General features: G+C 37.1%; 24 protein-coding genes. 7 read left to right on the top strand and 17 right to left on the bottom strand.

Annotation, left to right across the window (positions count from 1 at the left end):
• Positions 1–50: 50 nt before the first annotated feature.
• Positions 51–1034, top strand: a complete 984-nt coding sequence (locus F3D68_RS01980) for a TDT family transporter (protein WP_151192851.1) — start codon at positions 51–53, stop codon at positions 1032–1034.
• A gap of 401 nt (positions 1035–1435) precedes the next feature.
• On the opposite strand, the gene F3D68_RS01985 is transcribed toward F3D68_RS01980, so the two are convergent.
• From F3D68_RS01985 to F3D68_RS02065, 17 genes are all read right to left on the bottom strand, one after another.
• Positions 1436–1888 carry a F0F1 ATP synthase subunit epsilon gene (locus F3D68_RS01985; protein ID WP_117002275.1) on the bottom strand — a complete coding sequence of 151 codons (453 nt, stop codon included), beginning with the start codon at positions 1886–1888 and terminating at the stop codon, positions 1436–1438.
• A gap of 12 nt (positions 1889–1900) precedes the next feature.
• A complete protein-coding gene (atpD, locus tag F3D68_RS01990; protein WP_151192852.1) occupies positions 1901–3277 on the bottom strand; it encodes a F0F1 ATP synthase subunit beta in 1377 nt (458 codons plus the stop codon).
• 18 nt (positions 3278–3295) lie between these two features.
• Positions 3296–4174, bottom strand: coding sequence for a F0F1 ATP synthase subunit gamma (gene atpG / locus F3D68_RS01995; protein ID WP_117002277.1), 879 nt, complete (start codon positions 4172–4174; stop codon positions 3296–3298).
• 12 nt (positions 4175–4186) lie between these two features.
• A complete protein-coding gene (gene atpA, locus F3D68_RS02000) occupies positions 4187–5728 on the bottom strand; it encodes a F0F1 ATP synthase subunit alpha (protein WP_151192853.1) in 1542 nt (513 codons plus the stop codon).
• Positions 5729–5752: 24 nt separating this feature from the next.
• Positions 5753–6289 carry a F0F1 ATP synthase subunit delta gene (locus F3D68_RS02005; protein WP_151192854.1) on the bottom strand — a complete coding sequence of 179 codons (537 nt, stop codon included), beginning with the start codon at positions 6287–6289 and terminating at the stop codon, positions 5753–5755.
• Positions 6290–6300: 11 nt separating this feature from the next.
• Positions 6301–6771, bottom strand: coding sequence for a F0F1 ATP synthase subunit B (locus tag F3D68_RS02010; RefSeq protein WP_117002280.1), 471 nt, complete (start codon positions 6769–6771; stop codon positions 6301–6303).
• Positions 6772–6809: 38 nt separating this feature from the next.
• Positions 6810–7115, bottom strand: a complete 306-nt coding sequence (locus tag F3D68_RS02015; RefSeq protein ID WP_117002281.1) for a F0F1 ATP synthase subunit B — start codon at positions 7113–7115, stop codon at positions 6810–6812.
• 70 nt (positions 7116–7185) lie between these two features.
• Complete coding sequence (atpB, locus tag F3D68_RS02020; protein WP_151192855.1) at positions 7186–7971, bottom strand: F0F1 ATP synthase subunit A; 786 nt, start codon at positions 7969–7971, stop codon at positions 7186–7188.
• Positions 7972–7998: 27 nt separating this feature from the next.
• Entirely contained in the window at positions 7999–8376 is a 378-nt protein-coding gene (locus tag F3D68_RS02025) for an ATP synthase subunit I (RefSeq protein ID WP_151192856.1), read from the bottom strand.
• A gap of 127 nt (positions 8377–8503) precedes the next feature.
• Positions 8504–9970 (bottom strand): ATP-binding protein, encoded by a 1467-nt coding sequence (locus F3D68_RS02030; protein ID WP_151192857.1) that lies wholly within the window; start codon positions 9968–9970, stop codon positions 8504–8506.
• Positions 9971–10654 (bottom strand): response regulator transcription factor, encoded by a 684-nt coding sequence (locus F3D68_RS02035; RefSeq protein WP_224728206.1) that lies wholly within the window; start codon positions 10652–10654, stop codon positions 9971–9973. It lies immediately after the preceding gene.
• A gap of 75 nt (positions 10655–10729) precedes the next feature.
• Positions 10730–12496 carry a cytochrome c biogenesis protein CcdA gene (locus tag F3D68_RS02040; RefSeq protein ID WP_151192859.1) on the bottom strand — a complete coding sequence of 589 codons (1767 nt, stop codon included), beginning with the start codon at positions 12494–12496 and terminating at the stop codon, positions 10730–10732.
• A gap of 177 nt (positions 12497–12673) precedes the next feature.
• Positions 12674–13051, bottom strand: coding sequence for a hypothetical protein (locus tag F3D68_RS02045; protein WP_151192860.1), 378 nt, complete (start codon positions 13049–13051; stop codon positions 12674–12676).
• A gap of 248 nt (positions 13052–13299) precedes the next feature.
• Positions 13300–15003 (bottom strand): hypothetical protein, encoded by a 1704-nt coding sequence (locus F3D68_RS02050; protein WP_151192861.1) that lies wholly within the window; start codon positions 15001–15003, stop codon positions 13300–13302.
• Between the two features lie 238 nt (positions 15004–15241).
• The gene (locus tag F3D68_RS02055) at positions 15242–15928 is read right to left on the bottom strand and encodes a hypothetical protein (RefSeq protein ID WP_151192862.1); all 687 of its coding nucleotides are present in this window, start codon (positions 15926–15928) and stop codon (positions 15242–15244) included.
• 52 nt (positions 15929–15980) lie between these two features.
• Positions 15981–16475: a hypothetical protein gene (locus F3D68_RS02060; RefSeq protein ID WP_151192863.1), complete on the bottom strand. Its 495-nt coding sequence runs from the start codon at positions 16473–16475 to the stop codon at positions 15981–15983.
• 140 nt (positions 16476–16615) lie between these two features.
• Positions 16616–17272: a hypothetical protein gene (locus F3D68_RS02065; RefSeq protein ID WP_151192864.1), complete on the bottom strand. Its 657-nt coding sequence runs from the start codon at positions 17270–17272 to the stop codon at positions 16616–16618.
• Positions 17273–17728: 456 nt separating this feature from the next.
• Here F3D68_RS02065 and F3D68_RS02070 point away from each other — a divergent pair, with 456 nt between their 5' ends.
• The 6 genes from F3D68_RS02070 to F3D68_RS02095 all read left to right on the top strand — a co-directional run bounded on the left by F3D68_RS02070 (position 17729) and on the right by F3D68_RS02095 (position 26945).
• On the top strand, positions 17729–20695 hold the full coding sequence (locus F3D68_RS02070; protein ID WP_151192865.1) for a hypothetical protein: 2967 nt from the start codon (positions 17729–17731) through the stop codon (positions 20693–20695).
• A gap of 142 nt (positions 20696–20837) precedes the next feature.
• Positions 20838–21959 (top strand): hypothetical protein, encoded by a 1122-nt coding sequence (locus tag F3D68_RS02075; RefSeq protein ID WP_151192866.1) that lies wholly within the window; start codon positions 20838–20840, stop codon positions 21957–21959.
• A 142-nt stretch (positions 21960–22101) separates the two neighbouring features.
• A complete protein-coding gene (locus F3D68_RS02080; protein WP_151192867.1) occupies positions 22102–22698 on the top strand; it encodes a hypothetical protein in 597 nt (198 codons plus the stop codon).
• 43 nt (positions 22699–22741) lie between these two features.
• Positions 22742–23782 (top strand): hypothetical protein, encoded by a 1041-nt coding sequence (locus F3D68_RS02085; protein ID WP_151192868.1) that lies wholly within the window; start codon positions 22742–22744, stop codon positions 23780–23782.
• A gap of 33 nt (positions 23783–23815) precedes the next feature.
• Complete coding sequence (locus tag F3D68_RS02090; RefSeq protein WP_151192869.1) at positions 23816–25708, top strand: SGNH/GDSL hydrolase family protein; 1893 nt, start codon at positions 23816–23818, stop codon at positions 25706–25708.
• A 589-nt stretch (positions 25709–26297) separates the two neighbouring features.
• Positions 26298–26945 (top strand): outer membrane beta-barrel protein, encoded by a 648-nt coding sequence (locus F3D68_RS02095; protein ID WP_151192870.1) that lies wholly within the window; start codon positions 26298–26300, stop codon positions 26943–26945.
• Positions 26946–26982 lie beyond the last annotated feature (37 nt).

Raw genomic sequence — 26982 nt, forward strand, 5'->3', positions numbered from 1 at the left:
AAGAGTCAACATAAACTAACACCATAACAATATTCATAGAGGTGTTTATCATGACTCAGAAATTACATGGCTTTTTAGAAAAAGTCCCCACCCCAATGGCTGGTTTAGCTCTTGGTATTTCAGGTTTGGGGTGGTGTGCTGAAAATGCATTACCAGCTAACCATAGCTTACAAATCGCTTCAGCAATTATTGCTGGCATTTTATTATTATTTGTTGCTGCCAAATTTATTGTTTGGCCACAGAAGCTGCGTCAAGACCTTGCCCACCCTGTTGTTGGCAGTGTTGTACCTACTTTTGCCATGGCTTTAATGATTATCTCTAATAGCATTAATTACGCAAGTCATCTTGCCGCTGAGCTTGTCTGGGTTTTTGCGGTGACTATTCACTTGCTCTTTTTAGCGGCATTTATTTATCATCGCATGCGTGAATTTAAACTACACCATATGGTGCCATCATGGTTTGTGCCACCTGTTGGTATTATCGTTGCCGATGTTGCTTTCCCTGGTGGTGTGCTACAACCATTGGCAAGTGCACTATTGTATTTCGGCTTAATCAGTTATGCCATCTTGTTACCGTTAATGCTATATCGCGTAATGTTTACGCATGAGATTCCTGATGCAGCTAAACCAACCATTGCGATTTTTGCAGCCCCTGCCAGCTTATCATTAGCGGGTTATTTAACAGTTACCCAAGAACCATCACCTGTTATTGTGATGCTACTATTTGGCATCGCGATATTAATGACTGCAATGATCTATTTAAGCTTTGTTAAATTAATGAGCTTAAGCTTCTCTCCTGGGTTTGCAGCATTTACTTTCCCGATGGCTATCGGTTCAACTGCCTTATTTAAAACCGCTTACTGGGCAGAGCATACCTTAAACCTTGCACCGCAATATGTTAGCCAAATCCATTACTTGGCAGTATTTGAGCTCATTATTGCTGCACTCGTTATTGGTTATGTTGCATGGAAATACTTCTATCACCTTGTCATTGAAAACCTATTTGTTGCTCAAACTGCTTCTTCTACCAACTAATATCCAATATCCAATATCCAATATCCAATATCCAATATCCAATATCCAATATCCAATATCCAATATCCAATTAATTATTTCTGAAAAAACATAAAAACCAACTATATCAAATAGCACAGCATAAAACGGAGTTTAAGCGTGCACATTAAAAATAATAATCGCCTTACCACTACATTGGCTTGATTATTTTGTTGATATTGTCGTGAAGATTTCACTCACCACAGATGCTATTCAACTAATGCTTGCGGCGGTTATGTGGTATAGATTAAGAAAGAAATAGTAATGAATCAAGAATAAGTTGCGTTCTAATTACCCCTCACCCTTATAGCTTAAGCTGCACGAGCAATCCCACAAGGGGAGAGGTTCTAGCTGAGGCAACTTATTTATACATTGTTACATAATTATTTATCTGAATCGTTATAGTAGGCGTTAACACCTTTAAGAATTTTAAGCGCTTTTAAGCGTGCTTCAGCTTCCGCCAGCATTTGACGCGCTTCTTCGACTTCTACTTTGTCACTATCACGCGCTTTCTTTAATGCTTCTTCGGCTTGTTGGCGCGCCTTTTCAGCAGCAGCTTCATTAAGATCCTTAGCACGCTCCATCACATCAGAGAGAATAATCACTTGATGTGGCTGAACTTCTAAGATGCCACCAGAGATATAAAGCGTATCTTTTTCATTATTTTCACGTTCAATGCGGACAACACCAGGCGGCAAGGTCGATAAGAGTTGTGTATGACCAAAGGCAATACCCATCTCCCCTTCCGTGCCTCTGAGACTTACCATTTTGGCACGCGCCTCATAGACTGAGCCTTCTTGACTAACCACATTGACTTTCAGTAGTTTATCAGACATCACTGATACCTCTTAGATTGACTTTGCTTTTTCAATCGCTTCTTCGATGGTTCCAACCATATAGAAAGCCTGTTCAGGCAAGTGATCATACTCACCTGCAACAATTGCTTTAAAGCTTGCAATCGTATCTTTCAATGGCACGTATTTACCAGGGTTGCCGGTAAAGACTTCAGCAACGTGGAATGGTTGTGATAAGAAACGTTGGATTTTACGCGCACGTGATACGATCAATTTATCTTCTTCAGATAATTCATCCATACCTAAAATCGCAATAATATCTTTTAGCTCTTTATAACGTTGCAGCGTTTGCTGAACACTGCGCGCTACTTCGTAGTGCTCTTGACCAACCACTAATGGATCCAACTGACGAGATGTTGAGTCTAATGGGTCAACCGCAGGGTAAATACCTAACTCAGCAATTTGACGTGACAATACGATTGTTGCATCCAAATGCGAGAAAGTTGTTGCAGGTGATGGATCTGTTAAGTCATCCGCAGGTACGTATACGGCTTGAACAGAGGTAATTGAGCCTGTTTTTGTCGAGGTAATACGCTCTTGCAACACACCCATTTCATAGGCAAGTGTTGGCTGATATCCTACAGCTGATGGCATACGTCCTAAAAGTGCAGATACCTCTGTACCTGCTAATGTGTAGCGATAAATGTTATCGATAAACATCAATACGTCACGGTTCTCATCACGGAAGCTCTCAGCAATCGTTAAACCTGTTAATGCCACACGTAAACGGTTTCCTGGCGGCTCATTCATTTGCCCGTAAACCAATGATACTTTATCTAGTACGTTAGAGTCTTTCATCTCATGATAAAAGTCATTACCTTCACGTGTACGCTCACCAACACCGGCAAACACAGAGAAACCACTATGCTCTTTAGCGATGTTATTGATAAGCTCCATCATTGTAACGGTTTTACCAACGCCCGCTCCACCAAACAAGCCAACCTTACCACCTTTTGCAAATGGACAAATAAGGTCGATTACTTTAATCCCAGTTTCAAGGATCTCAGCACTTAACGCTTGATCTTCAAATGCAGGGGCTTTTTTGTGAATTGGTTGTCTTTCATCACACTTCACAGGACCGCATTCATCAATTGGATTACCCAATACATCCATAATGCGCCCCAAAGTGCCATGCCCTACAGGCACTGAAATTGGCGCATTGGTGTTTTTGACTTCCAAACCACGCTTTAAACCATCAGATGAACCCATCGCGATACAACGCACGACACCGTCACCGATTTCTTGTTGCACTTCTAACGTTAAACCTGCTTCGTTAACAATCAGTGCATCATAAACTTTTGGTACATTATCGCGCGGGAAAGTTACGTCAATCACCGCGCCGATAATTTGGCTAATTTTACCCATACTCATTTTTATGTCCTCTTAAATTTAAACTGCCGCAGCACCGGAGACAATCTCCGCGAGCTCTTGCGTAATCATTGCTTGACGTGCTTTGTTATATTGCAACTTCAGTGAATTAATAATATCACCGGCGTTATCCGTTGCATTTTTCATCGCTAGCATTCTGGCTGCTTGCTCACACGCGAGATTCTCAACCACACCACAGTAAACTTGCGACTCAATATAACGCACTAACAACACATCTAATACGCGCTTAGCACCTGGCTCATACAGATAATCCCAATGTCCTGTAATCGATTTATCTTCTTTTACAGCGCCCTCTTTCGGTTTAAGGATTGGTAATAACTGCTCTTTAGTCGGCTGCTGCTTGATGGTGTTGACAAACTTATTGCTAAACAGCATTAAGTTATCAATTGTATTCTCATCAAACGCCTTAACCATTACCGATACTGCACCGGTAATTGAGCTTACTGTATCACCATCGTGAAAGTTGGCGACAGAGACGATATTGACCTTACGTAAGCGCTTAAAAAAGCTCTCAGCTTTAGAACCAATCAAACATAGATCAACTTCAACTTTTTGCTCTTGGTAATGCTTAATTGACTTTAACACTTCTTTAAACAAGTTAATATTCAAGCCACCGCATAAACCGCGATCCGTCGAAACAATCACCATACCGACACGCTTAACTTCACGCGCTTGGAAGTATGGATGTGTATACTCCATACTTGCACGCACAACGTGATGAATAATATCAAGCGCATAATGAGCGTAAGGTCTTGCTTCTTCCATACGATCACGTGCTTTGCGCATCTTACTAGCGGCAACTAACTCCATCGCACGCGTAATTTTCTGGGTATTCTTAACGCTGTTAATTTTAGTACGTATTTCACGACTACCAGACATGATACCCTCCTATTACCAAGATTGCGTTTCTTTGCACTCTTTGATCACTTTTTCAAGTTGAGCGGCAATCTCATCGTTGTAGTTGCATGTTTTATTGATCTCGTCCATCAATGCCTTGTGCTGACTTTCAGCAAAAGCATGCAAGGCTGCTTCAAATGATCCAACTTTGCTTAGTTCAATCTCATCTAAGTGACCTTTATCAACTGCATATAGTGACAATGACATTTTAGCGATACTCAGTGGTGAGAATTGCTTTTGTTTCATCAATTCCATCACACGCTCACCACGCTTTAATTGAGCACGCGTTGCATCATCTAAGTCTGAGGCAAATTGTGAAAATGCTTCAAGCTCACGGTATTGCGCTAGTGCCAAACGTACACCGCCACCTAGCTTTTTAATGATCTTAGTTTGCGCTGATCCGCCAACACGCGATACCGAGTTACCTGCATTAATCGCAGGACGAATACCCGCATTAAACAAATCAGTCTCCAAGAAGATCTGACCATCAGTAATTGAAATCACGTTGGTTGGAACGAATGCTGAAATGTCCCCTGCTTGTGTTTCAATAATAGGTAATGCAGTCAATGAACCTGTTTTACCTTTGACTTCACCGTTTGTCGCTTTCTCAACGTATTCAGCATTAACACGTGCTGCACGCTCTAACAATCTTGAATGAAGATAGAAAACATCCCCTGGATACGCTTCACGCCCTGGTGGACGACGTAACAATAATGAAATCTGGCGATATGCCCATGCTTGCTTTGTCAAATCATCATAAATAATCAAAGCATCTTCACCGCGATCACGGAAATACTCACCCATCGCACAGCCGGCATAAGGTGCCAAGTATTGCAGTGCTGCTGAATCAGCGGCATTAGCGGCAACAATGATTGTATGCGCTAAAGCATCATGTTCTTCTAGTTTACGAACAACATCAGCTACTGATGATGCTTTTTGACCAACCGCAACATAAATACATTTTACACCCGTATCTTTTTGGTTGATGATCGCATCGATTGCTACTGCTGTTTTACCAGTTTGTCTGTCACCAATAATCAATTCACGTTGACCGCGACCAATTGGCACCATCGCGTCAATTGCTTTAATACCCGTTTGCACTGGTTGATCAACTGATTGACGCCAAATCACCCCTGGGGCTACTTTCTCAACCGGTGAAGTAACAGTTGTTTTGATGTCACCTTTGCCATCGATTGGATTACCCAAGGCATCAACAACGCGACCTAATAACGCTTCACCTACTGGGACTTCTAAAATACGTCCTGTGCAATACGCTTTTTGACCCTCTTGAATATGCTCGTAATCACCTAAGACAACGGCACCAACTGAGTCTTGCTCAAGGTTAAGTGCCAGACCATAAACACCGCCTGGCAGCTCGATCATCTCGCCTGCGGCAACTTCATTTAAGCCATGAATACGAATAATACCATCGGAAACAGATACGATAGTACCTTCTGTTTTTGTTTGTGGCGCATTGTCAAACTTGGCAATACGCTCTTTTATTAATTCACTAATTTCTGCTGGAGTAAGCTGCATAGTCTTTATTCCTATTAATCTTGTTTAAGCTTGTAGCTCGTGCTGTAATTTTTGAAGCTTGCCTTTGATAGAACCATCAATAATATGATCCCCTATCTCAATCGTTGCTCCACCAATTAAACTTGCATCAACTGCCACGTCAATTTCAATTGCGCACTGATATTTTTGCTCAAGTTTTGTTTTTAATTTTTGAATTTCTGCATCAGAAGTTTCAAATGCCGTCGTGATCTTCGCCTTTTTAGCTTTCTCATCTTCGGCTTTATGTAATAAAAACAACTTATAAATCGTTGGAATAACTGTCAAACGATTATGCTCTGCAGCCAGTTTGACAAAATTCTTACCATGCTCATCAAGCACGTCTTTTAAGACATCAAATATCAATACGGATACATCTGACTGAGAATAGGCAGGGTTATCAAGCAACAATGCCACCTGATTATCTGCCACACATTCCGACAGATTAAGTAGCATAATATTCCAGTTTGCAACGGCATTATGTGCTTTAGCATACTCGTAAGCAGCTTGCGCATAAGGTCTTGCAATCGGCGTTAAGTCTGCCATGATCGTACCTCTTAAAGTTCAGCTGCCATTTCTTCCAATAAATGATTATTGGTTGTCATATCAATGTTTTTACTAATAAGCTTTTCAGCACCAGCAACAGCAATGCCTACGACTTCTTTACGTAGTTTTTGCTTCATTGCAATCATATGTGCTTCAGCTTCATCATTAGCTGCTTTACGAATACGATCTGCATCAACACGTGCTGCCTCTTTTGCTTCTTCATCGATTTGCATCGCACGCATATTGGCTTGCTCAATAATTTTCGTTGCTTGAGCTTTTGCTTCATGAATAAGCTCTTGGGCTTTTCTTTTCGCAACTTCTAGCTCTTTTTCCGCGCGATCAGCGGAAGCCAAGCCATCAGCAATCTTTGCACGACGTTCGTCCATTGCTTTTTTCAACGGCGGCCAAACGAACTTCATGGTAAAACCGACAAAGATGATAAAGGTGATCATCTGACCGATTAGCGTAATATTAATATCCATGATTTCTCCTTGTGGATATGTTCAGGATTTATCGTTAATTATGCACCTAGTGCTTTTGTTGCAGCTTCTGCTAAACCGTTAATTGCTAATGGGTTTGCATAAAGAACCAAGAAACCGATTGCGATTGAGATTGCCGCGAACGCATCAACGAAAGCCGCCACGATAAACATGCGCCCCAGTAACATACCGCTTAATTCAGGTTGACGTGCCACACCTTCTAGGTACTTACCACCTAACACACCAAAGCCGATCGCAGTTCCTAATGCAGGCAAAGCAATCAATAACGCAACGGCAATTGCTGTTAGACCGTTTAATTGACCTAGTACTTGTAATGACATTTCCATTTTTTTCTCCTTAGTTGGTTTTTTTAGTTTTAGTTTTTTAACTCGTTTAATTCTTAACTCTTAACTCTCATTAATGGTCATCTTGTGCAAGATTCAAATAAACCACTGTTAGCATCATAAATACAAATGCTTGAATCACGATAACTAAGATGTGGAATATCGCCCATAATCCGCCCAATGTCCATTGAATCCACCATGGTAATAAAGCGATCAAGATAAAGATCAGCTCCCCTGCGAATAAGTTACCGTACAAACGCAGTGATAATGACAATGGCTTAACGACTTCATCAATAATTCTAAAGGCGATATTTAATGGGAAAGCCCAGATACCAAAGGGCGCACTTAAGATTTCTTTTAGTAAACCAAAGCCACCTTTAGCCTTAAGGTTATAACCAATAATCAAAATAAAGACGCTCAATGATAACGCAAAGGTTAAGTTAGGATCAGCCGTTGGCACGATCTTGAAGTATGCTTCAGACGAACCACCAAAAAGCACGATCAAACGCCCTGCAAAATCTACTGGAATCAAATCCATAAAGTTCATCAACAATACCCATACGAAAATCGTAATCGCAAGAGGGGTTACAAAGTCACGCTTATGATGATAAGTATCAGCTACTGCGCCATCGATCCATTCACATATGAGCTCAACCCCATTTTGGAATTTACCTGGAGTATCTGAGCTTGCTTTTCTTGCTGCTAAATACATTAAGCTTAAGAAAAACACGCCCAATACAATACTGACTATAAGGGTGTCTAAGTTTAGCGTCCAGAACGAAGAATCGCCCAAACTCACCTGCCAATGGTGAAGATGGTGTCTTACATATTCTGAAGAAGTTAAGCTTTCTCCTGCCATATCACTCTTCTCTTATTTGTTTAGGGTTTATTTTAAATGGGTTAACTTCATAAAAAGCGGCATAAACCACATTGCCAGTTGCAACACCAAAAGCCCCGCAATATACGGCAGAAACTTCGGTTGCACATAAATTGCAATTAACACAGTGCCGACAGCAACCATGACTAATTTTGCAAACTCACAGGCATATAAAATGCACACTTCTTTGAAAGGATGATATTGCGCTTTGCGCAAAAAAAGACGTAATAAGAAAATAACATTGGCTACAAACATCAAACACGAGCCCAACAGGAACCCAACGGCATAGCTTTTACCCCACAAAAGACACACCAAACTCCCCAAGATCACAAGGATCATTTGGAAAGCAAAAAAGTGCCTTTTATATAGTTTTCGGTTTGCTAGCATCGTTAGATTTTATCCCTTAATTTTACGCCAAGCAGTATATAGAGCGTAAGCTATCGGCGCAAGCGAAAAGTGTTCTTTTTATGTAAAGGCTATTAACACAAGCACTAGAGCATTTATCAGCCTAGACTTACACCCTATCCATGGGCAGCTCAAAGCTAAAAGAAGTTCCCTTGCCTAACTTGCTCTCAACATAAATACTTGAACCATGTAATTCTAGCAATAACTTAACAATAGTTAGCCCCAATCCCATGCTATGTTGAGACTGCACGCTATTTTTTGCACGATAACTTGGGTCAAATACATAGGCTAACTCATCCTCAGGAATGCCTTTCCCTTGATCTTTAATGCTTATAATAATAACATCCACGCTAGATTTAATGCTTAAAACTACTTGTTTGCCTGAAAATGAATACTTTATTGCATTATCAATTAAGTTAGTTAAGATCCTTTCAAGCGCTCGAATATCAGCATTCACATATACACCAGTATCATCACAGTCAAGCGTCAGTAAAACACCTTTTTCTAGTGCATTTAATCGAAAAGAATTTAATACATCATTCGCTAAATCAGCAATTAATATGGGTTCTAAGCTTAATTTCTGCTGACTAGTTTGCAAGTAAGCAATCTCTAACAGCTGTTCAATAAGTCTTTGCAAATTATTGGCATTTTTTAATGCAATTTCAATATAACTCTTATTTTCAGCACCCTCATTTAGGATAAGCCATGTCTCCAAATAACCTTTTAAAGATGCAAGCGGTGTTTTAAAATCATGCGAAACATATGAAATCAAGTCTTTTCTTAGTTTCTCGACAGATTTAATTCTAGTGAACTGTGCTGCGATATGAAAAGATAGTTCATCAAAGTGCGACTCTAGGCTATTTATTTCTATTGCTTTCCAAATATTTTTTTTCGGTGATGACGGCAATTGGGTAAAATCGCTTTCTCGAAAGCGAAGCATCTGCTTATTCAGCCTCAGTATTGGCTTAGTAACACTTAGATATATATAGATAATCAAAAGCAATATCAATAACGACATAAATATCATAAATAAAAGTATCTTCTCAAAATTTGTTGACCACAGGTATTGTTGGTTGCTGCTTATTTTCTTGTGGCTATTTAAAACAATGTATAAATACCCAACAAGCGTATTATTAGACTTGCTAATGGGAGCAACCGAAAATGTGCTTAGCTCATCTAAACTTGCTGGGTTGGTACCATAAATAGGTAAATCCTTATCGCTCAAAAAATTTTTAATTGGCTTCAAGTCAACTATATCTCTTTTAATCTCAATATTTGCTTCTGATGTTGCGATAAGTCTCCCTGACTTATCAACAGCATAGACCTCATACTCAGGGCCTAGCTGCATCAGATTATTAAAAATCTGGCGCAAACATTGCTCATCAACTTTACCGTGCTTCAAATCACTGTTATTAGCAACAACATAGCTTGCTAACGATCGATGAATCTCTTGATCAACCGTATCATTAAAGGTTTGATTTAGGTCATAAAAGGCAAAAATAATAATTACCATAACAAGCAATGTTAATACAATGATAGGTGCTGCTAATTGAATACTTAGGCGATTTTTAAACATTTATGCACCATGAAAACTATAACCGACACCCCACACAGTTTTAATATATATAGGATTTGCAGGATCTGGCTCCAATTTCATCCTTAAACGATTAATATGCGAGTTCACTGTATGCTCATAGCCACTATATTTAACACCCCAAACGCAATCAAGTAACTGCTCTCGACTATAGACACTCTGTGGGTTTTTCGCCAAAAAATATAAGATATCAAACTCTTTACTGGTTAACTCAACTTCTTTTTGATCTCTAAATACTTTGTGTTTATCAGGGTCTATCACAAGACTACCTATCCGTAGGCTCGACTTATGCGTACTTACAGATAAGGTATTGCGCCTAATTAATGCTTTTACACGCGCTTGAAACTCCAATACTCCAAATGGCTTTGTAAGGTAATCATCCGCACCACAAGACAACCCTTCGACCTTATCAATCTCACTACTACGCGCTGTTAGCATTAATATTGGAGTTTTCTGGGTGTGCTCACGCACATATTTGCATAGATCCAAGCCATCACAATCAGGTAAATTAAGATCGATTGTTATTAAAGAAAACTCCTGATGCAATAGCGCCTTTTTCGCCGATTCACCATTAGCGCACACAACCACTTCAAATTCCAACATTTTAAGATTAATCTCAATCAAACCGCTAATATCTTCCTGATCCTCAATCACTAAAACTTTCACTTTTGAAATCCTCTTTGTCTTAAATTGCAAATCCACTATTTGCAGAGCTTTTGACAGGATATCATAGCACATAGCTTAACCAAATGAGAACGTATATATTTGCGCACCAGGTCTTAATGCTTTTAAAGCAATGACTCCATTTGTTACTTTTTTAAATGACAGCAGTCTATACAATCGATGATCGCTTACTAATAACTCATTTTTACTACTAATATCAGAGCCCCGATCAGCATTTAAAGGCTTGCCATTTAGAAGTATCTCAAAAGAAGCTCCTTGTTGCTTATCACCCAAGCCTGCTACCATATAAACTTGGCGTGCTGTAAAGTGCAAACTAATTTCAGCGCCTGCTTTTTGCGGGGTAATATATTTATCTGTGATTTCCCACAAACCTGACAATCCCCAATAATTAAGTTTAAGGTCTGTCATGCCTTTATATATGTTTACACCATAATGCAGTCCTTGCTTATTAGCAAATCGCTCGGCTCTTTCAAGTCCAGGATAAGTCTCTGGTGTGGAATAGTAATCAACATCTTCTGATATTTGACTTGATGCACTATTTTCATCTAGATTCTTGTTCAAGTTTAACAGCTGCTTTATATTATGCTCAATCACATCCTCATCACCTTCGCCATCATGACGATAAACCACTTGGCCATCTTGATCGATAAGGTATTGCTGTGGCCAATATTTATTTTCATATCTTAACCATGTCGCAAATTTATTATCTTGGACAACTGGATAGGTAATTTTAAAATCTTTCACTGCCTTGGCAACATTTTCATATTTTTCTTCAAATGGAAACTCAGGTGAATGAACACCAATCACGACAAATCCATACTTGCCATACTTTTGATATAAATTTTCAAGGTTAGGAACTGTACGAATACAATTAATACATGAATATGTCCAAAAATCTACTAGAACGACTTTACCTTTTAGCTCTGAGAAGTTTAATGCCGAAACATCACCATTCTTCTTAGCAAAGAATTCTGTTAACACAGATGTTTTTTTAACACTTACATCAGTAATCCATTTCCCTGGAGCAATCGTTGGTGCGTCATAAGGATCATTTAATCCATCCTTAAGATTACTATGTAATTTTATTTTTGGCTTATCACCTGGTGTAGTAGTTGATGACATCGACATAATATCTGCCGCTGAGGCATTGGTTACAAAATATTTCTGTACCACATTTGTGTACCCAAAAATTAAAGATGACAGAATGATAACAACACCAAATACTTTCTTTATTAACTGCGAACGCTGGCGCAAAAAAGCAATTTTCCCAATAATCTTTCTACTAAAGATCGCAATGATAAACATTGGAATAGCGCTACCTAACGAGAACGCCAATAAAATCAAATAACTATAATAAGTTGTTTGACTCGTAATTGTTTGCAAAATGACCGCCGCAAGTATAGGACCAGCACATGGCACCCAAACGATACTTATCAACGCACCGAAAATAATACCACTAAAAAATCCACCCTCATTATTATTCAATGTTTTTGAATTTTGCGCTGAATCGGTAAAACGCTGAGTGAGCATCGAAAATTTATTTGCCCACGAATCAAACACCATCGTAATTCCCATTAATATCAATAACGCATAAGCAACATTATTAATCCACTCATCAGGAATACCCGTCACTTTAATCAACGCCCTAAGTAATAAAGTTGCCAAAGTAAAAGTCAAAATAAAGCCTACAATAATTCCATAAGGTTTACGTTTTCCCCCTGTTGCGCCACCTGCTAACATAAATGGCAAAATTGGAATAATACAGGGTTGCACGACTAGCCCGATACCCTCTAAAAAAGCAAGTGGTAATGAAAAATTAAGCATGTTTATCTCTCCAGAATCAAGGTGAATTAGTCTATAAGCAGATAAAAGTAAGACATACACACATAAATATCATGATTAAGTGTGATCGAACTTATTAACAAACTAAATGAATAAGTAAAGTGAATAATGATTAATTCTCCCCCTAGAAATTAATCACTGAAAGTAAGATATATAATATTACATTGACATCTTTGCGTCTTTCTTCATCATCTCATCATTTTTTTTCATTGCCATCTTATCGTCTTTCATCATCATGGCGTCATGCTTCTTCATTGCCATTTTGTCGTCTTTCATCATCATGGCATCATGTTTCTTCATCGCCATCTTATCGTCTTTCATCATCATGGCATCATGCTTCTTCATTGCCATTTTATCGTCTTTCATCATCATGGCATCATGCTTCTTCATTGCCATCTTGTCATCTTTCATCATTGCATTACTTTTTTGCATTGACATATTATTGTCTGAAGCATTTACAATCGAGCTAGAAACTACTGCCATCACTACGACTGATGACATCAACACGACTGCTTTCTTAACATTGTTAAACTTCATATTCAGCTCCTATTATTGGTTTTTGATCTAAGCCATGCCATTATCTGTTGTAAAAATAACAATTACTTCACAAAAAAAATATTTATTTATCACGCTACAAGCAAAGATAGTCTGATATCGTAGTACGAGCGCACTACTATCTTTATGAGTTTGCGTACTATGTAGTTCTTTTATCAAATGATAATAATTGATCAAGTTAAGCAAATTACTAACTAACTAATTCATATCTAGATCAGTGGTTTAATCAGTTAATAAAACCTTCCACCGCCATCGATTGGATAGAGTGCTGGTGCGGACGCACTTAGTACACTAATTAGGCCCTCTGTATTCCCACACTTAAAAGCCATTCTCAAATACACGCCAGCGCTATATATATTTACGCCTTCACATTTTCTTGGTGTGAAATTATATCCATCAAGACTAAGTGTTCCTTGTGTAAGACTAAGTCCAGGAAAAGCAGCTACGCCCCAAGCCGTTCCACTAAAATGCCAATATGCCGCCCCAGATGATGAAAGTACCGGCGTATCAAGAGTACAATAGAAAGTCGCTCCAAACTCCCAACCGACACCCCAGCACATAGCACCTGTCTCTAGATCTACAGGTTGATGCAGCCTCCAATCTTCAGCTGTATAGCCGACAGATTCTATCATATCACTACTCCAATTGTATTTTGCATACCTACCATCAGCAAAGAAAAAGTAAATCTTTTCATCTTTATATTCTGTTGCTGCAATAATCTGATGAGGATCTAAATTATAGGTTTTGAATGCTGGCCACGAATCAATAGTATTAGTATCCTCAGAAGCATTTGATCCTTCATAATCCTTGACAACTCTACCATTGCTAAAAAAGAAATATAATGTATTACTATTAGGTCTTGGAACGACAGCTACTAAATCTTTATAATATTTTGTTACATTCTCATTGAATTCATTTATATTTCTTAGTTCTGAAAAACTATTGTAAGCATAGTGATAGCGCCATGTACCATTGTCATAAAAAACAATACTATAATTAACATATCTAGCTACCGCTACTATAGAATAGAGATCACCTCCCAAACCATACATTAAGTCAGATGTTGGCTTTGAATAATTGCTAGACTCATCACTATTATCGGCAAAGCCTAAATAAGTACCATTCGGATACCCCAGATATCTCGTATCATTATATGATGAGTTGTATGCAAAAATTGGCACAGAATATATGCTTTGACCATACTCTGATACAGAGATATATTGAGTATCACACGTTTGATTATCATTATTGGTCAAAGTCTTCATTTTTAATGAATTAAGACCAATGCAATTAGCCGCTAAATTATAAACATGACCAATTGTCTGTCGCAACACAACAACCCTACCTTGATTAGGGGCATTACCCCATAAGTTTCTTGGGGCTGGAGCATTATTATCAATATATGGCGTCATAATATGATGCGTATTATCTTGCGCCATCACCTCTACCCCATTTCTATAAAAGATAGCCCTATCAACATTGGCAACTCGAATAGGACCATTAATAAACCAAGCCATATCTGCTGTAGCAGATTGATTAAAATATTGTCTTTGATTTTCATCTAAAACATTATTCCAGTAATCAGTATCTCGTTGCATCGCTCGGATTGTTGCTCCAAGATTATACCAATAAGCGCCCCAAGTGTTCCGAACCTCTATTCTAAGAATCAAAGCATTTCCGTTTCTTGGCACAGCTGCAACTGGTGCAACATTATTTCCTAGGGGCAATCGATTTCTTTGTTCATTATTACCAAAAAATGAATCCACTAATGTGCCATGATTATCTACTATTACATTATTTTGGTCGCGAGCTGAATCAATCATTTGATATACTTCACTAGGAGAATAGTGACCACCAACATATAATAAATAGATATATTGAGCTGATGCAATATTTGAAAAAAACATTAACAGAAGAATTGATATATATTTCATTTTTAGATACCTCACAAAATTGACTTGACGGATTTGTATAATAGGCACACAGCCCTTTCTAAAATAGAGGTAGCAAAAGAGATTATCTATGCTGTGTAAGACTTGGATAATCTCATTGCAACCAAACAAACTTGGAGGTTATATATTAAAACCTTTAAATACAAGATCACTTGATTTCCTTTATAAATTCAATATGACCTACACTATCTCTAAAGTATTCGCGTACTTTGGATATGTGTCACCACAAATCATTGTAATAAATATTAACTACAAAACTTTCAGCTGCACCCCAATAACTTCTTGGAAGGGAACTGTTATTAGTATATACATAAGCTATCGGTATTTTTTCTTCTTCACTAAAATCTACATAACGACCATCATAACCACTATTTGGCGGATACATTCCTTCTTTCTTATACTTACAATTGTGAAAAACAGTACCTATTATATTATAACCACAACTAATACTATTGTGCCAAAAGACCATATTAGCACCAACCACTTTAAATTTACCTTTCCAGTAAAAGCTTATGTTTGCGTAAAAAGGAGAATAAAGTCCAGTATAATAACCCATACTAAAATATGATTTTGCAATCGTATAATCATCTGGCGTCTTAAAATCCCATTGTTTGTACCAACCATCATCGTCATAAACCTCAAATCCACTAGGGAACCAATAACTAATCTTGTGCTGATATTCCACATATTGACCCGTTGCTCTATTTAAGTAATATTTTTTACCGTCTTTACTAAAATCCGGCTTTAATAGATTTGAAATATCTACAGCTGTACTGACAGCAGAATGATCATTCTTATCGTTAAGCATATCCAAGTGCCTGGCTTTACCATTAGTTTCCTCGGCGCTGGAAAGATAAGGATACCACATAGACAATAAAACTAAACCACATAATATTTTACTTTTCATAACTTTGGCTCCTTGTTAAAAAAGTTATTTCGACAACTTTAAAATTAATAAATCAATATGTGTACTGATAGTTATATGAGACAGTGCAACTCCCACTATAAATATCGATAGTGGTAGGATCTGATCCCCACGGCACATTATTAAAGTTTATTTGTATCCATCCATCCCAATCTTTTATACTACATAGTTTTGCTCCTAAATAAGGATCAGTAAAAGTCACCATATCCACTATCCTTAACCGCTGAGTAGACGGGTTGAAAGTGTTTGCATAATCATATGTTATATTTACATGTCCATCAGCTCTAACATTTGAATAACTATACTTATCTCCATTATAAGCAGTATAATCAATAACATAACCCCACACATCAGCTGCGTTTGAACCTGTTGTCACCAATGGATAATCAAAATTATCATCGCTTGGCGGATTTTTCGGATAGCATTCACCATATAATAGAGGCTCGCCATGTCTAATTACACTGGGATAATATACCTCATGACTTAGGCTAGCAAATCCTACAATATTGTAACTCCACTCATATTGCATATCCTAACCTTATGGACACTATCAGCAGCAGATACCACACTGATCATACTTACGCTTAAAGTGACAGACAAAATCAAAAATTGAAAAACTTTCATTGGCTACTCCTTAAGCATTTAACACAAACTCTATTGATTAAGTCGTTATTTTCCAAAAACAACGATGACCTTATTTTCTTTAGGAAGGATTCTAAGGTAATGATTGCTGCGAACATGCTCAACAATATCAAATGTTGACGAGTCATATCCATACTTCACCCTGAATAACTGCTTATGTTCATTTGTAGAACTGGAAACAATATAGCTAAGTCGTTTAGTATTCTCCTGAGTTGCAGACTCAAGATCCTTACCGTGCAACCAGATACTATGATATGCAATCTTTTGCCAATAATAGCCACTTTGATGCTCCGCCTGCTGACCAGAAACAACCACAAAATTTGGCTGCCATGCCAAAGGAGTCGTTGAGAATTTAATATTTAAGACAGGGTAATACTGCCCATTTATTTCGATTTGCAAATATCCCGTTTTTGAGTCCACTTTGAAATTAAGCGGGTGTCCAAATTCTAATCTTTGTTGCGGCATATATGCTTCAAAACCCACGGCAGGCTTGTAGAGCACCGTATAATTAATAATAGGCATTTTATGCCCCGCATTATCATGCTCCCCAACTGCAAATTCAAGTGAATCCATCTTGACCTGATTGTAATTTGAACCGCTATTTAGACCGAAACCGAAATTAACACTAAAGGCTATAGAGCCTGCCAATGCGCTGATCGTTACAACTCTTTTTAAAAAATTCATAGATTTAAACTCCATATCTATTGAAGACATTGAATATCGTATCTCTAAGACTTCACAAAACAATCACATTCTAGTCATTTTTTTACTGAAGAAATGACCTCACAAAGCGCATCCATCCTTTTTAAATACTCAAAAAGCAATAAATTTACAATACATGCGCCCTTACACAGCATCAAGCCTGATAGTTGATGATCAATAATATGATAAATTTGTTATGAAAAAGGTATTTTTTCGTGACGCACAACCACAGCATCAAGCTTACAATACACTCAATTTCATCAAGCAAATTGCGCAGCATTGGTAGCGCCTTTGGTTGAATTGAAAATCATCCTGGGAGGGTTGATGACTTTTTGAAGGTGAATATTTTTAGTCACCTTAAATTTGGAAGCTGAGTTCAAAACAAACTCAGTCATTAAATGATGAAAAATTACCACTTTGATGGGAAAGGGGATAAAAATGAAATATGGGAAAATTAAGCCTGTGCTTGCATTGGTTACTAGCAGCTTATTTTTATATGGATGCTCTTCAGGGTCATCTGCGGATTATCAACAACAAGGATCTAGTTTAGATGGCTATGTCATCTCATCCGAGAATATTGACTCAACACAAAGCGCTTATACCAAACTTCCTGTTAACCTAAGCATGAAGCATTTAAATATTCGTAAAGAGAATAATGCGAAGCTTTATTCAATTATTACTAACGGCTCTAAGGACATTACAATTAACAATGTTTGCCAAAACATTCCTATTGGTGATAACTGTGACTTATTAATTAGCAATATTGGAAAGTACAATGTAGGTTCAGATATCAAATTAGATGCTTTAATTGACGGCAATAAGACATCAATATCGACAACAATACATGCCAATGCTAACAACCTGTGGACCAGCAGGGATAAAAACATTACCCTTCCACTTAATCAAGTCATTGATTTTTCAGTCCTTAATACTAGTACCATCGATAGTATTGTATTCAATCAGCCTGTGTTCACTAGTAATAGTGCAGCTAATGACAATGATTCAGTAAATATTTTAAACAATTCTTGCATAACTCAATTATCACCAGGTCAAACCTGCTCGTTTGATATCATAGCGACAAAAAGCATAAGTGGCGCTGTAACTCTGTCTGAACAACTATTACCTATTGCTAATATCACTTTTGGTAATACCGATATCGAGGATATTGCCTTAAAACCATTACCTGAAAACACACAACCTAATATAAATTATCCGGTTATCTACCAATTAATTAATAAATCCAGCTCATCCATTAGTGACCTTGCCATCAAAAGCACTTCAAGCGCTGATAACGCTTTTGCAATCAAAGCGGATAGTAGTTGTATCACTAAAACAACTTTAGCTGCTGGCGAATCATGCTTAATTGAACTTGATTTTAAAGGCGATATGTCTGATACCAATTATTTTAGTGATATTGATGTAACCTATAGTGGTGGTGAGGCACTTAAGCTCAAATTACATACTTATACACATGAAAATAACCTTACTGTAAGTTACCTTAACTCATTACCTGATAATATATTAACTGGTATTACTTACCCTTTTACCTATGAGGTCTCAAACAGATCAGAACAACCAATAGATATCAAAAGTCTCACCGATAACTTCGATTCTGATAAAGGAATTGTTATCAACCCTGATCAGAGTAATTGCCTAACCTATAAATCAGGGGGGACAATTGATATTTCTCAATCATGTCGCATTGCAGGAAAGTATATCACTACAGATAGTACGAGAAATGCCTTGATTGCTTCAACCATTTCTCCAGTTGGTGCAGCTAATGTCAATATCATTAATCATGCTCATAATATTGCATCTGCGTTGACGATTAAAAAAGATCTTGAGATCCCAGACAACATATTGCCCAATAGTCAATATCATTTTAAATATCAGATCATAAATAGCAGCCCAGAAACCGCTCAAGACTTGATCTGGTCAACAGCCACTAGCAACTATAAGAAACTAGAGTTCACAAATAACAGCTGCCAAGACCTTACGTCTCTTGCCTCTGGAGAGAGTTGTATTATTGAAGGAGATGTTACATCTGGTGAGTTAACCACTGGACAAACGATTGCGGTTTACAATATAGCAATAGCCTATAAGGGCGCTAAAACCATTTCTATTGGCACTATTTCGCAAATAACAAACGCTCCTATTCAATACACCCGTATACATGATATTCCCAAAGCAACGATTTCAGGAACAACATTCAATTTTGAATATCAGTTTACAAACGTTGGCACAGAGCCTGCCACTGGAGTGAAGTTTTATGTCAGTGCAGAGCAAAGTGATGGCTTTATTGTCGATAAAGATAACAGTAGCTGTAACACGCTAACCACTTTAAAATCTGGGGAGTCTTGTAGCTGGAAAGGGCAGTTTAAGCCTTTAAACCCAAATAATGACATTGACTATAGGACGATTGCAATAGCCGCCACTTATAATGAAGGGCAATCAACAACATTAACCTCCACAAGTAAAATTTCATCAATTGATATTAATAAGTCTAGTTATAGCATTACTAAGAACAATGCAGAATCGGATGGTAAAGATATTAATATTGTAGATATTTTTATCAAAGATAGCGCTGGAGATTTGCTCGAGGGAGTGACTAATTTATTAAATGCTAGCGCCGGTGATTTAAATTCGACATCGATTGCTAGTCTCAATCAACAATATCAAGCAAGTTTTGCATCGGATAAATCAGGATCATATCCGCTAAATATTCTTGTTGATAGTCAACAAATCAAGCCGCTTGATGACAACAATTTAATATTTAAGGGCAACGGTGGCTTTACACCTATATATCCACCATTACCTAAGTTATTAAATACAGGGGTTAATCAATTTGACGCTAATCATTCGCTAGGTGCTATCGGTCAGAGATTTACCGGCGAATCAGTATATCAAATATACAGCAATGATAATGGTGGTGCTCAAAGCTCTCAGTATGAAGTTAGAATAACTGATCCCAAAGCTATTAATGTTAGCGCTGACGATACCACTGCACGATATATACAGCCTACTATAACTATGAATCCTTCGATAGATCACCCGATTAATTATTTTTTCATTTATAGATTTACGCTACCTGATAGCATTGACCTAAGTAAGGTAGAGCTTACATTAGATGCATATACTAATGTACTGCCTGATGACTCTGTTCCATCTATTCCTAAAAGCAAAATTTCAATAAACAATCAGAAAATCTCTAATATCACCATGCTTGAGCCAGAGATGGGATCACATAGTCCAAATGTTATAATCAATGACAAAACATGTAAGCTGCAACACATTTGTCTTGTAAAGGGTGAAAACACTTTAAGATTAGATGTCTATGCATATATTCCAAACGCTGTAACTGCAATAAAAGTTGATCACACAGATCTACATTATACAAGCCTATAAAATACATCAACATTGTGAGTAGCATATAGCAAACAACATTAATTAAACACAGATCTTCTATGGGGGGGAAATCAAAGAAATAATCAAAAACTATAGTCATTTTGTAAAAATTTAATTTGATATAAAAAAACGGAGAGTCAATATGAAGAATAAAATAAATTTACTGTCAATAGCAGCCTTATCAGTACTATCGCATCTAAGCTTTGCAGCAGATACGCAGACAGATATCAACTTATATCCTACAGGATATAACCAATATAATGGTTCTTTAATCGATTACGATGGACACACCCCTGATTTCAACTACATAGCCATTAGCGATGATTCTTCATCACATCTTGCTGTAAATGCAATTATGCCTTCGGAGTTGGGCTTAACTGGTGAGAACCTTGATACAACTTCTCGCTATATAGGACCAACTGTGTCACAGAATGCTAAAGAAAAGATCGCGTTTACTACTCACTTTAAGGTAAGCCCAGATAACTTTAAAGATTTAGCAGTGGAATTTAATGCATACGCAACAATACTTGGCGATGCAAATGATCAGATGAATAAACCACTGCCCAAGATTGAACTCAACGGTGCTACTGTTGGTTACATCGTAAGAAACACCCCAGATGTTAATAATCCAAATGACAAATTCACCATTGATTTTAAAACATGCAAAGATAAAGGAGCCTGCTTCAAAGAGGGAGATAATGAATTAGATATAATCTTATATAAGACAAGCATTGAACAGCGTCCTGCCATTAAAGTTGATAATATTCACTTCTATCACTCTAAACCATTAACACCGCTAACACCCGCAACACCCGCAGATAATGGATATAAACCAAAGGAAAATCAACAGATTGAGGTAGAGGTAACTAATACTTCTGCACTTGGCTATGGTCGATTGATTGGTCTGGGCAGACAGTTTGGAGGTTTCCCAGTCTCTCCATCTTGGGCAGCTGGTTACTTTTACAAATCTGTACGCGCTGGACACACAGAAAAATTCACCTTATATCGGTATGGTACAACCGGTGACTTCCAACATATAAGTTCATTATGGTTGTTAGGTTGTGGTATAGGTAGAAATGTGCCAATTATCATTGATGGTGTCACTACAGAAGTTAGAAAAACCCAAGCTTGCTCTGCGGCGTTAAATGATCAAGTTTATTTACCAGTAAATATTAAAAAGATCCAGTATATTCTTGGACAAAAGGATACTGTTGCACATGATGCTGCGATTAATAAAGTACTGATAACAACTTATAAAAATTAATAATTTTATTACATGATACTTTTGTGTCATTTTATATTGAAAGTGATTATTGACACTCGATTACAACAGTTATGTAAAGAAGGGTGTCAATCAATATCAAAATATTGTAACAACAAATTTTAAGATCAAAATGGAAAAAATCATGATAAACAAATATGGTTTAGCATCGCTAGTATTATTTTCACTATCACATGTAAGTTTTGCAGCAGAGGTATCTACTAAAAACGTAGATGAATTTAGTTCATATCAGGATAAAATCTTAATACACCAAAAACTATCAAAGCAAATGGACCCTCAATATAAGCCTAATGAAAATCAGAAGATTCAGGTAACAGTAACTAATACTGCATCAAAGGGATATGGTCGTCTAATTGGTTTGGGCAGACAATTTGGAGATGTGGTGATCTCACCAGATTGGAGTAGTGATTACGCGTTCAAAAGTGTTCCTGGAGGAAAATCAGTAGATTATGATCTATACAGATATGGCCATGATGGTAGCTTCAAACATGTAAGCTCATTATGGTTATTAGGTTGTGGTATAGGTAGAAATGTGCCAATTATCATTGATGGAGTCACTCAAGAAGTTAGAAAAAACCAAGCTTGCAGTGCGGCGTTAAAAGATCAAGTTTCTTTACCAGAAAATATTAAAAAGATCGAGTATATTCTTGGACGTCAGAATACTTTGGCAAGTGATGTTGCGATTAACAAAGTACTGATAACCACATTTAAAGGCTCTTAAATCAATCAATTAATTAAAAATAGTAAATACAAGGATAAATATTATGAAAAATATCATTAAATCTCTTTTATTGTGCTCATTAATATCAAGTGCTGTCTATGGATCCTCACTAGGCCCGAATTTCCCAACCATCCCAGCAACAGGTGTAGATGACAATGGTAATCTAGTTGATAAAGAGCAACATTGGAAAAGTTTTTACAATGTAGGTGGGACGTGGCAGAGCACTGATGAACAATATATTTTTACAGATGCTGAACCTTTATATGGCAAAGGCTCCACTGCACGATATGTATATATGTCTAAAGGTAATGAAGGATATTGGGGAACTCAAGCGAAACTAGAATATACCTTCAGCATGAATCCTAAGGTAGGAAATAATGTAAATATTTCTTTTAATGTATATGCGGCCATTAAAAGGCGTGTTGATAATCCAAGCAACTACCCACAATTGGCAAATGTACACGTTTACTTTAATGATATAGATATCGGGACTGTAACAAAATTCAAACCACAGTCTAACGATAGTAGCTCTCCAGAGTTTGTCATAACAAATAAAGATTGTGGCAATGATACATGCTTTAAATCACGTAATACTATATCTCTTAAATATTCTTATAATGGAGATTATTTAACTTTACTCAAAGTCGATAATGTCAAAGTTAACTACATTCGTACGAGCAATGAAAATAGGAATATTAAAGTGCACATACATAAAAGTGGGGCTGGACTTGTTATTGGAGTTGGTCGTGCATGGCAATCCTTAGTAACTTCACCAGCATGGGCGATTGGTTATTATACAAAATATGTCGGCTGGGGAAACACTATTGATTATACTGTTCCTACATATGGCGAAGCAAGTCTTCAGCCTGACCCTGTAAACTATATCTGGTTAGAAGGCTGTGGTGTTGGTCATAAGGTTCCAGTTTCGGTTGATGGTCGTTTAGTGGAAACCAAATCAACGATGTACTGTGGCAATTTCAGCAATAGCCGTGTTCGCATCCCATATGACACTACAGATGTCTATATTGATTTAAGTCGTGGTGGCGCTCCAGCAAAAGTTGATATTAAAACCATTTACGGATAATCAACAATTAAAAAAACTTAGGTGACACATAGCATGTTTAAAAACTATAAAAAAATCAGTATCTGCTTGGCTGCTACTTTACTTAGCGGTTTATCGCTAGCTAATACAACCTCAATGCATAACGCTTCTAACAAAATTGACCAAATTGTTATTTTTGGTGATAGTCTATCCGATAACGGTAATCTGCATAACAGAACATTACATCTTTCGATAGGCAACACCCCGCATAATAACTATTATTACGGTCGATTTACCAATAACTATGGGACATGGGCTGATTATCTTGCTAATTACTTTAACCACATGGGTTATTTATCGCATACAGCACCCGATCGTCATTTGGATAAAAAAACGCTAGAGCAGCTGACAGATAAACTGCCCAATGGTACTAACATCATCTTACGCTCTATGTTAAAAACATTGGTTGGTTTCGGAGTGCCTATTGCTAGCATATTAAGTTATGCAAACACGAATAGACATGGCTTTGTCTTAAATTATGCAGTTGGCGGGTCAACTGCTTATCGGTATATGCGTTTTATACCTGAGTATTTTGAAGCACAATTTGACATGATCACTTACAATCTAAGATTAGAAAGAAATGATTATAATGACTTTATTGGTAATAACTGGATGCTAGATCCATCAGCCTTTGATCAAAACCCTAAAGCAGATGAACAATATCGTGGTAAATTTATCTTTACTGCTGATGGCGATATAATACAACCATTTGTCACAGGCAGCCTACAAAACCAATTTTGGGCATATAAGATCGAGCAAGAAGCAAAGAATACACTTGATAGCAATCATATAAAGCAAAATACACTTGCCGTAGTGCTATCCGGTGCAAATGATTATCTAGCCGCTGGACCAAATGATCAAATTAGTGATCAATATATGGCATACAGACACTCACAGCTTAATCCGATAAGTTTTGCAGCATTTAAAGCGCAACAAAAATTTCAAGTTTTTGACAATAGGTATAACTATGATGAGGTGACTCAAAAAGCCTTAAGCGGGATCGAGCTATTAATAAAAAATTTAGAACAAAGCGGGGTCAAAAATATTGTTTTGGTTGGTTTACCCGACATTACTAAAACGCCTAGATTTAATATTTATGACCGACCTCAAGATTATAATGAGCTCAAACAAAAACTATCAACTGCTATCGATAAGTACAATGATGGATTACACAAAATCAGTCAATCTGCTCAAGCAGCAAGGATAACTTATATTGATATTAACAATTATTTCACTGATATTTTAGAGCATCATTCAAACGATGTACCTCGATTTGATGACTATTCGCACGCTTGTATTCCAATACCTCAGGATGCTAATCCATCATCAAACACACATCAGTTATTAGATAATATTAAAGAGCTGCACTCTGTCAGCAAGTTATTTGACTATAGAGCGTGTATTGAAACCAATATGTTTTGGGATGATGTCCATCCTAATAGTCGAGTGCACAAGTACATTGCACAAAAGGTAATTTCTTTTTTAAACGCCAACTATAATTTACCTATGCCAAATCAAGAAAATACTTGTTCAGCAATTGTATTTGAAAAATCTGCTGAGCCTAAGAATATAGCGCATTCTTACTTATCTGGCACCAACTGCAACAATCAAACATTCAATTTAAACCTAAAAAGCGATATCTATGACCATCTTAATCTACTGGATGATGCATCGACAACTCCGCAGTCACAAGATAGGGAAAATGGGTACCGTGATCGCTATATACTCTATGTAAAAAGTAATAGCACATTAACTGCTTACAACTCTCAAGGGCAGACCTCTTATATATCACTTAAAGATAGCGCTGAAAATTATAAAGCACAGTTTAATCAAAATATCTTAAACATTGAAATGAATAAAGATAGCTTTGAACCTGTAGATTTTTTAAGCCTTACCAGTGACATATAAAGCTGCATTTTGTTTGTAAACTATTTCACATCATAAACTATTTTTCTTATGACAAAAGTACCATATTGCTTTCCGTGATATTTTTGTTATAGAAAAATGTCTTTGATGTGAATTTATTTCCTTTCCAAACACATAAAATAGCATGCAATATAGCCAGAGATAGCCATGAATAATAATCTGAACATCTAGATATGAACCTTGATGTTCCTAAGTCTTCCAAAGAGGGGGAAGAAGTTGTTTCTCAGTAGCACAAATGTTGTGGTTGCTGCTGCTGAGTTACACTTCATTAAGTATCACGTTATCGAATGACTTAAGTTATTGACCATCTTAGCGCATATATTTTATTGGGGTTTTATAAGAAAAAAGCAGGAGATAAAAGTGTCATATATAAACCATATCAAGATTCGTATTCGATCATCTACATGTTTTTGGTGATGCTAATGTTAATGCCTATTATTATAATGTCATTATACAAACGATCATCTCCAATACAATTACGATTGTCTCTTAATTTTGTAACTTTTCATTTTTCAACCCGTAGAACTCAGCATTCTACATAAATATCAACCAAATAATAAAAGGGAAAAATATGATAACCATATCTAAACAATCACTCATGGCAATACTGGCAACTTCATTATTGATTGCTAGCGGTAATGCACAAATGCAAGCGCAAGCTCAAACCGGTCTATTAGCTGGTGTTAAGCTAGGATACAGCCTTCCTTCTGGAGATTTCAAAAACTTATTGAAAAATAGCAATAATTCAACTAAAGATGGGGGAATTTCTGGCGGTTTTTTTACTGGTTTTGATTATGCGATTAATCCAATAATTAGTATTGGTGCTGAATGGGGTGCTGATTACGCTCATCAGTTCTCTCAAGTTTCTGATAGTACAAGCACAGGAAATCTAAAGTTAAGTTTATTAAGCATCCCTTTCTTTATTACCAGTAAGTTTTATGCCCCTGGAGTATCAGGATTAAATGTTTTTGGTAAGGTTGGCTATGCATACAATCGCATTTCTGGCAAATTATCAGATGTCAGCAGTGATATTAGCTCTAGCCATTTTGATCCTGTTGTTGCTGCCGGAGTCGGATATAAAATAGCTCAGTTCAATCTTTTTGCACAATATCAATACAACTGGTTGAAATCTGATGCGCTTGTCAATCTGCAAAATACCTCTTTAAAAGGTGGATTAAGCACCATATCAATCGGAGTATCTTATACACTTTCTGCCTAAAATCAAGTCTCACATAAGCCTTTCTAATCGCATTCCT

Origin of the sequence: Cysteiniphilum sp. JM-1, from assembly GCF_008711525.1 — a bacterium.
In the GTDB taxonomy this organism is placed as follows: domain Bacteria; phylum Pseudomonadota; class Gammaproteobacteria; order Francisellales; family Francisellaceae; genus Caedibacter.

What these genes read in the sequence shown, in the direction of transcription:
- F3D68_RS01980 (WP_151192851.1), top strand. Translation starts at nt 51, where the DNA reads ATGACTCAGAAATTACATGGCTTTTTAGAAAAAGTCCCCACCCCAATG.
- F3D68_RS01985 (WP_117002275.1), bottom strand. Translation starts at nt 1,888, where the DNA reads ATGTCTGATAAACTACTGAAAGTCAATGTGGTTAGTCAAGAAGGCTCA.
- atpD (WP_151192852.1), bottom strand. Translation starts at nt 3,277, where the DNA reads ATGAGTATGGGTAAAATTAGCCAAATTATCGGCGCGGTGATTGACGTA.
- atpG (WP_117002277.1), bottom strand. Translation starts at nt 4,174, where the DNA reads ATGTCTGGTAGTCGTGAAATACGTACTAAAATTAACAGCGTTAAGAAT.
- atpA (WP_151192853.1), bottom strand. Translation starts at nt 5,728, where the DNA reads ATGCAGCTTACTCCAGCAGAAATTAGTGAATTAATAAAAGAGCGTATT.
- F3D68_RS02005 (WP_151192854.1), bottom strand. Translation starts at nt 6,289, where the DNA reads ATGGCAGACTTAACGCCGATTGCAAGACCTTATGCGCAAGCTGCTTAC.
- F3D68_RS02010 (WP_117002280.1), bottom strand. Translation starts at nt 6,771, where the DNA reads ATGGATATTAATATTACGCTAATCGGTCAGATGATCACCTTTATCATC.
- F3D68_RS02015 (WP_117002281.1), bottom strand. Translation starts at nt 7,115, where the DNA reads ATGGAAATGTCATTACAAGTACTAGGTCAATTAAACGGTCTAACAGCA.
- atpB (WP_151192855.1), bottom strand. Translation starts at nt 7,971, where the DNA reads ATGGCAGGAGAAAGCTTAACTTCTTCAGAATATGTAAGACACCATCTT.
- F3D68_RS02025 (WP_151192856.1), bottom strand. Translation starts at nt 8,376, where the DNA reads ATGCTAGCAAACCGAAAACTATATAAAAGGCACTTTTTTGCTTTCCAA.
- F3D68_RS02030 (WP_151192857.1), bottom strand. Translation starts at nt 9,970, where the DNA reads ATGTTTAAAAATCGCCTAAGTATTCAATTAGCAGCACCTATCATTGTA.
- F3D68_RS02040 (WP_151192859.1), bottom strand. Translation starts at nt 12,496, where the DNA reads ATGCTTAATTTTTCATTACCACTTGCTTTTTTAGAGGGTATCGGGCTA.
- F3D68_RS02045 (WP_151192860.1), bottom strand. Translation starts at nt 13,051, where the DNA reads ATGAAGTTTAACAATGTTAAGAAAGCAGTCGTGTTGATGTCATCAGTC.
- F3D68_RS02050 (WP_151192861.1), bottom strand. Translation starts at nt 15,003, where the DNA reads ATGAAATATATATCAATTCTTCTGTTAATGTTTTTTTCAAATATTGCA.
- F3D68_RS02055 (WP_151192862.1), bottom strand. Translation starts at nt 15,928, where the DNA reads ATGAAAAGTAAAATATTATGTGGTTTAGTTTTATTGTCTATGTGGTAT.
- F3D68_RS02060 (WP_151192863.1), bottom strand. Translation starts at nt 16,475, where the DNA reads ATGCAATATGAGTGGAGTTACAATATTGTAGGATTTGCTAGCCTAAGT.
- F3D68_RS02065 (WP_151192864.1), bottom strand. Translation starts at nt 17,272, where the DNA reads ATGAATTTTTTAAAAAGAGTTGTAACGATCAGCGCATTGGCAGGCTCT.
- F3D68_RS02070 (WP_151192865.1), top strand. Translation starts at nt 17,729, where the DNA reads ATGAAATATGGGAAAATTAAGCCTGTGCTTGCATTGGTTACTAGCAGC.
- F3D68_RS02075 (WP_151192866.1), top strand. Translation starts at nt 20,838, where the DNA reads ATGAAGAATAAAATAAATTTACTGTCAATAGCAGCCTTATCAGTACTA.
- F3D68_RS02080 (WP_151192867.1), top strand. Translation starts at nt 22,102, where the DNA reads ATGATAAACAAATATGGTTTAGCATCGCTAGTATTATTTTCACTATCA.
- F3D68_RS02085 (WP_151192868.1), top strand. Translation starts at nt 22,742, where the DNA reads ATGAAAAATATCATTAAATCTCTTTTATTGTGCTCATTAATATCAAGT.
- F3D68_RS02090 (WP_151192869.1), top strand. Translation starts at nt 23,816, where the DNA reads ATGTTTAAAAACTATAAAAAAATCAGTATCTGCTTGGCTGCTACTTTA.
- F3D68_RS02095 (WP_151192870.1), top strand. Translation starts at nt 26,298, where the DNA reads ATGATAACCATATCTAAACAATCACTCATGGCAATACTGGCAACTTCA.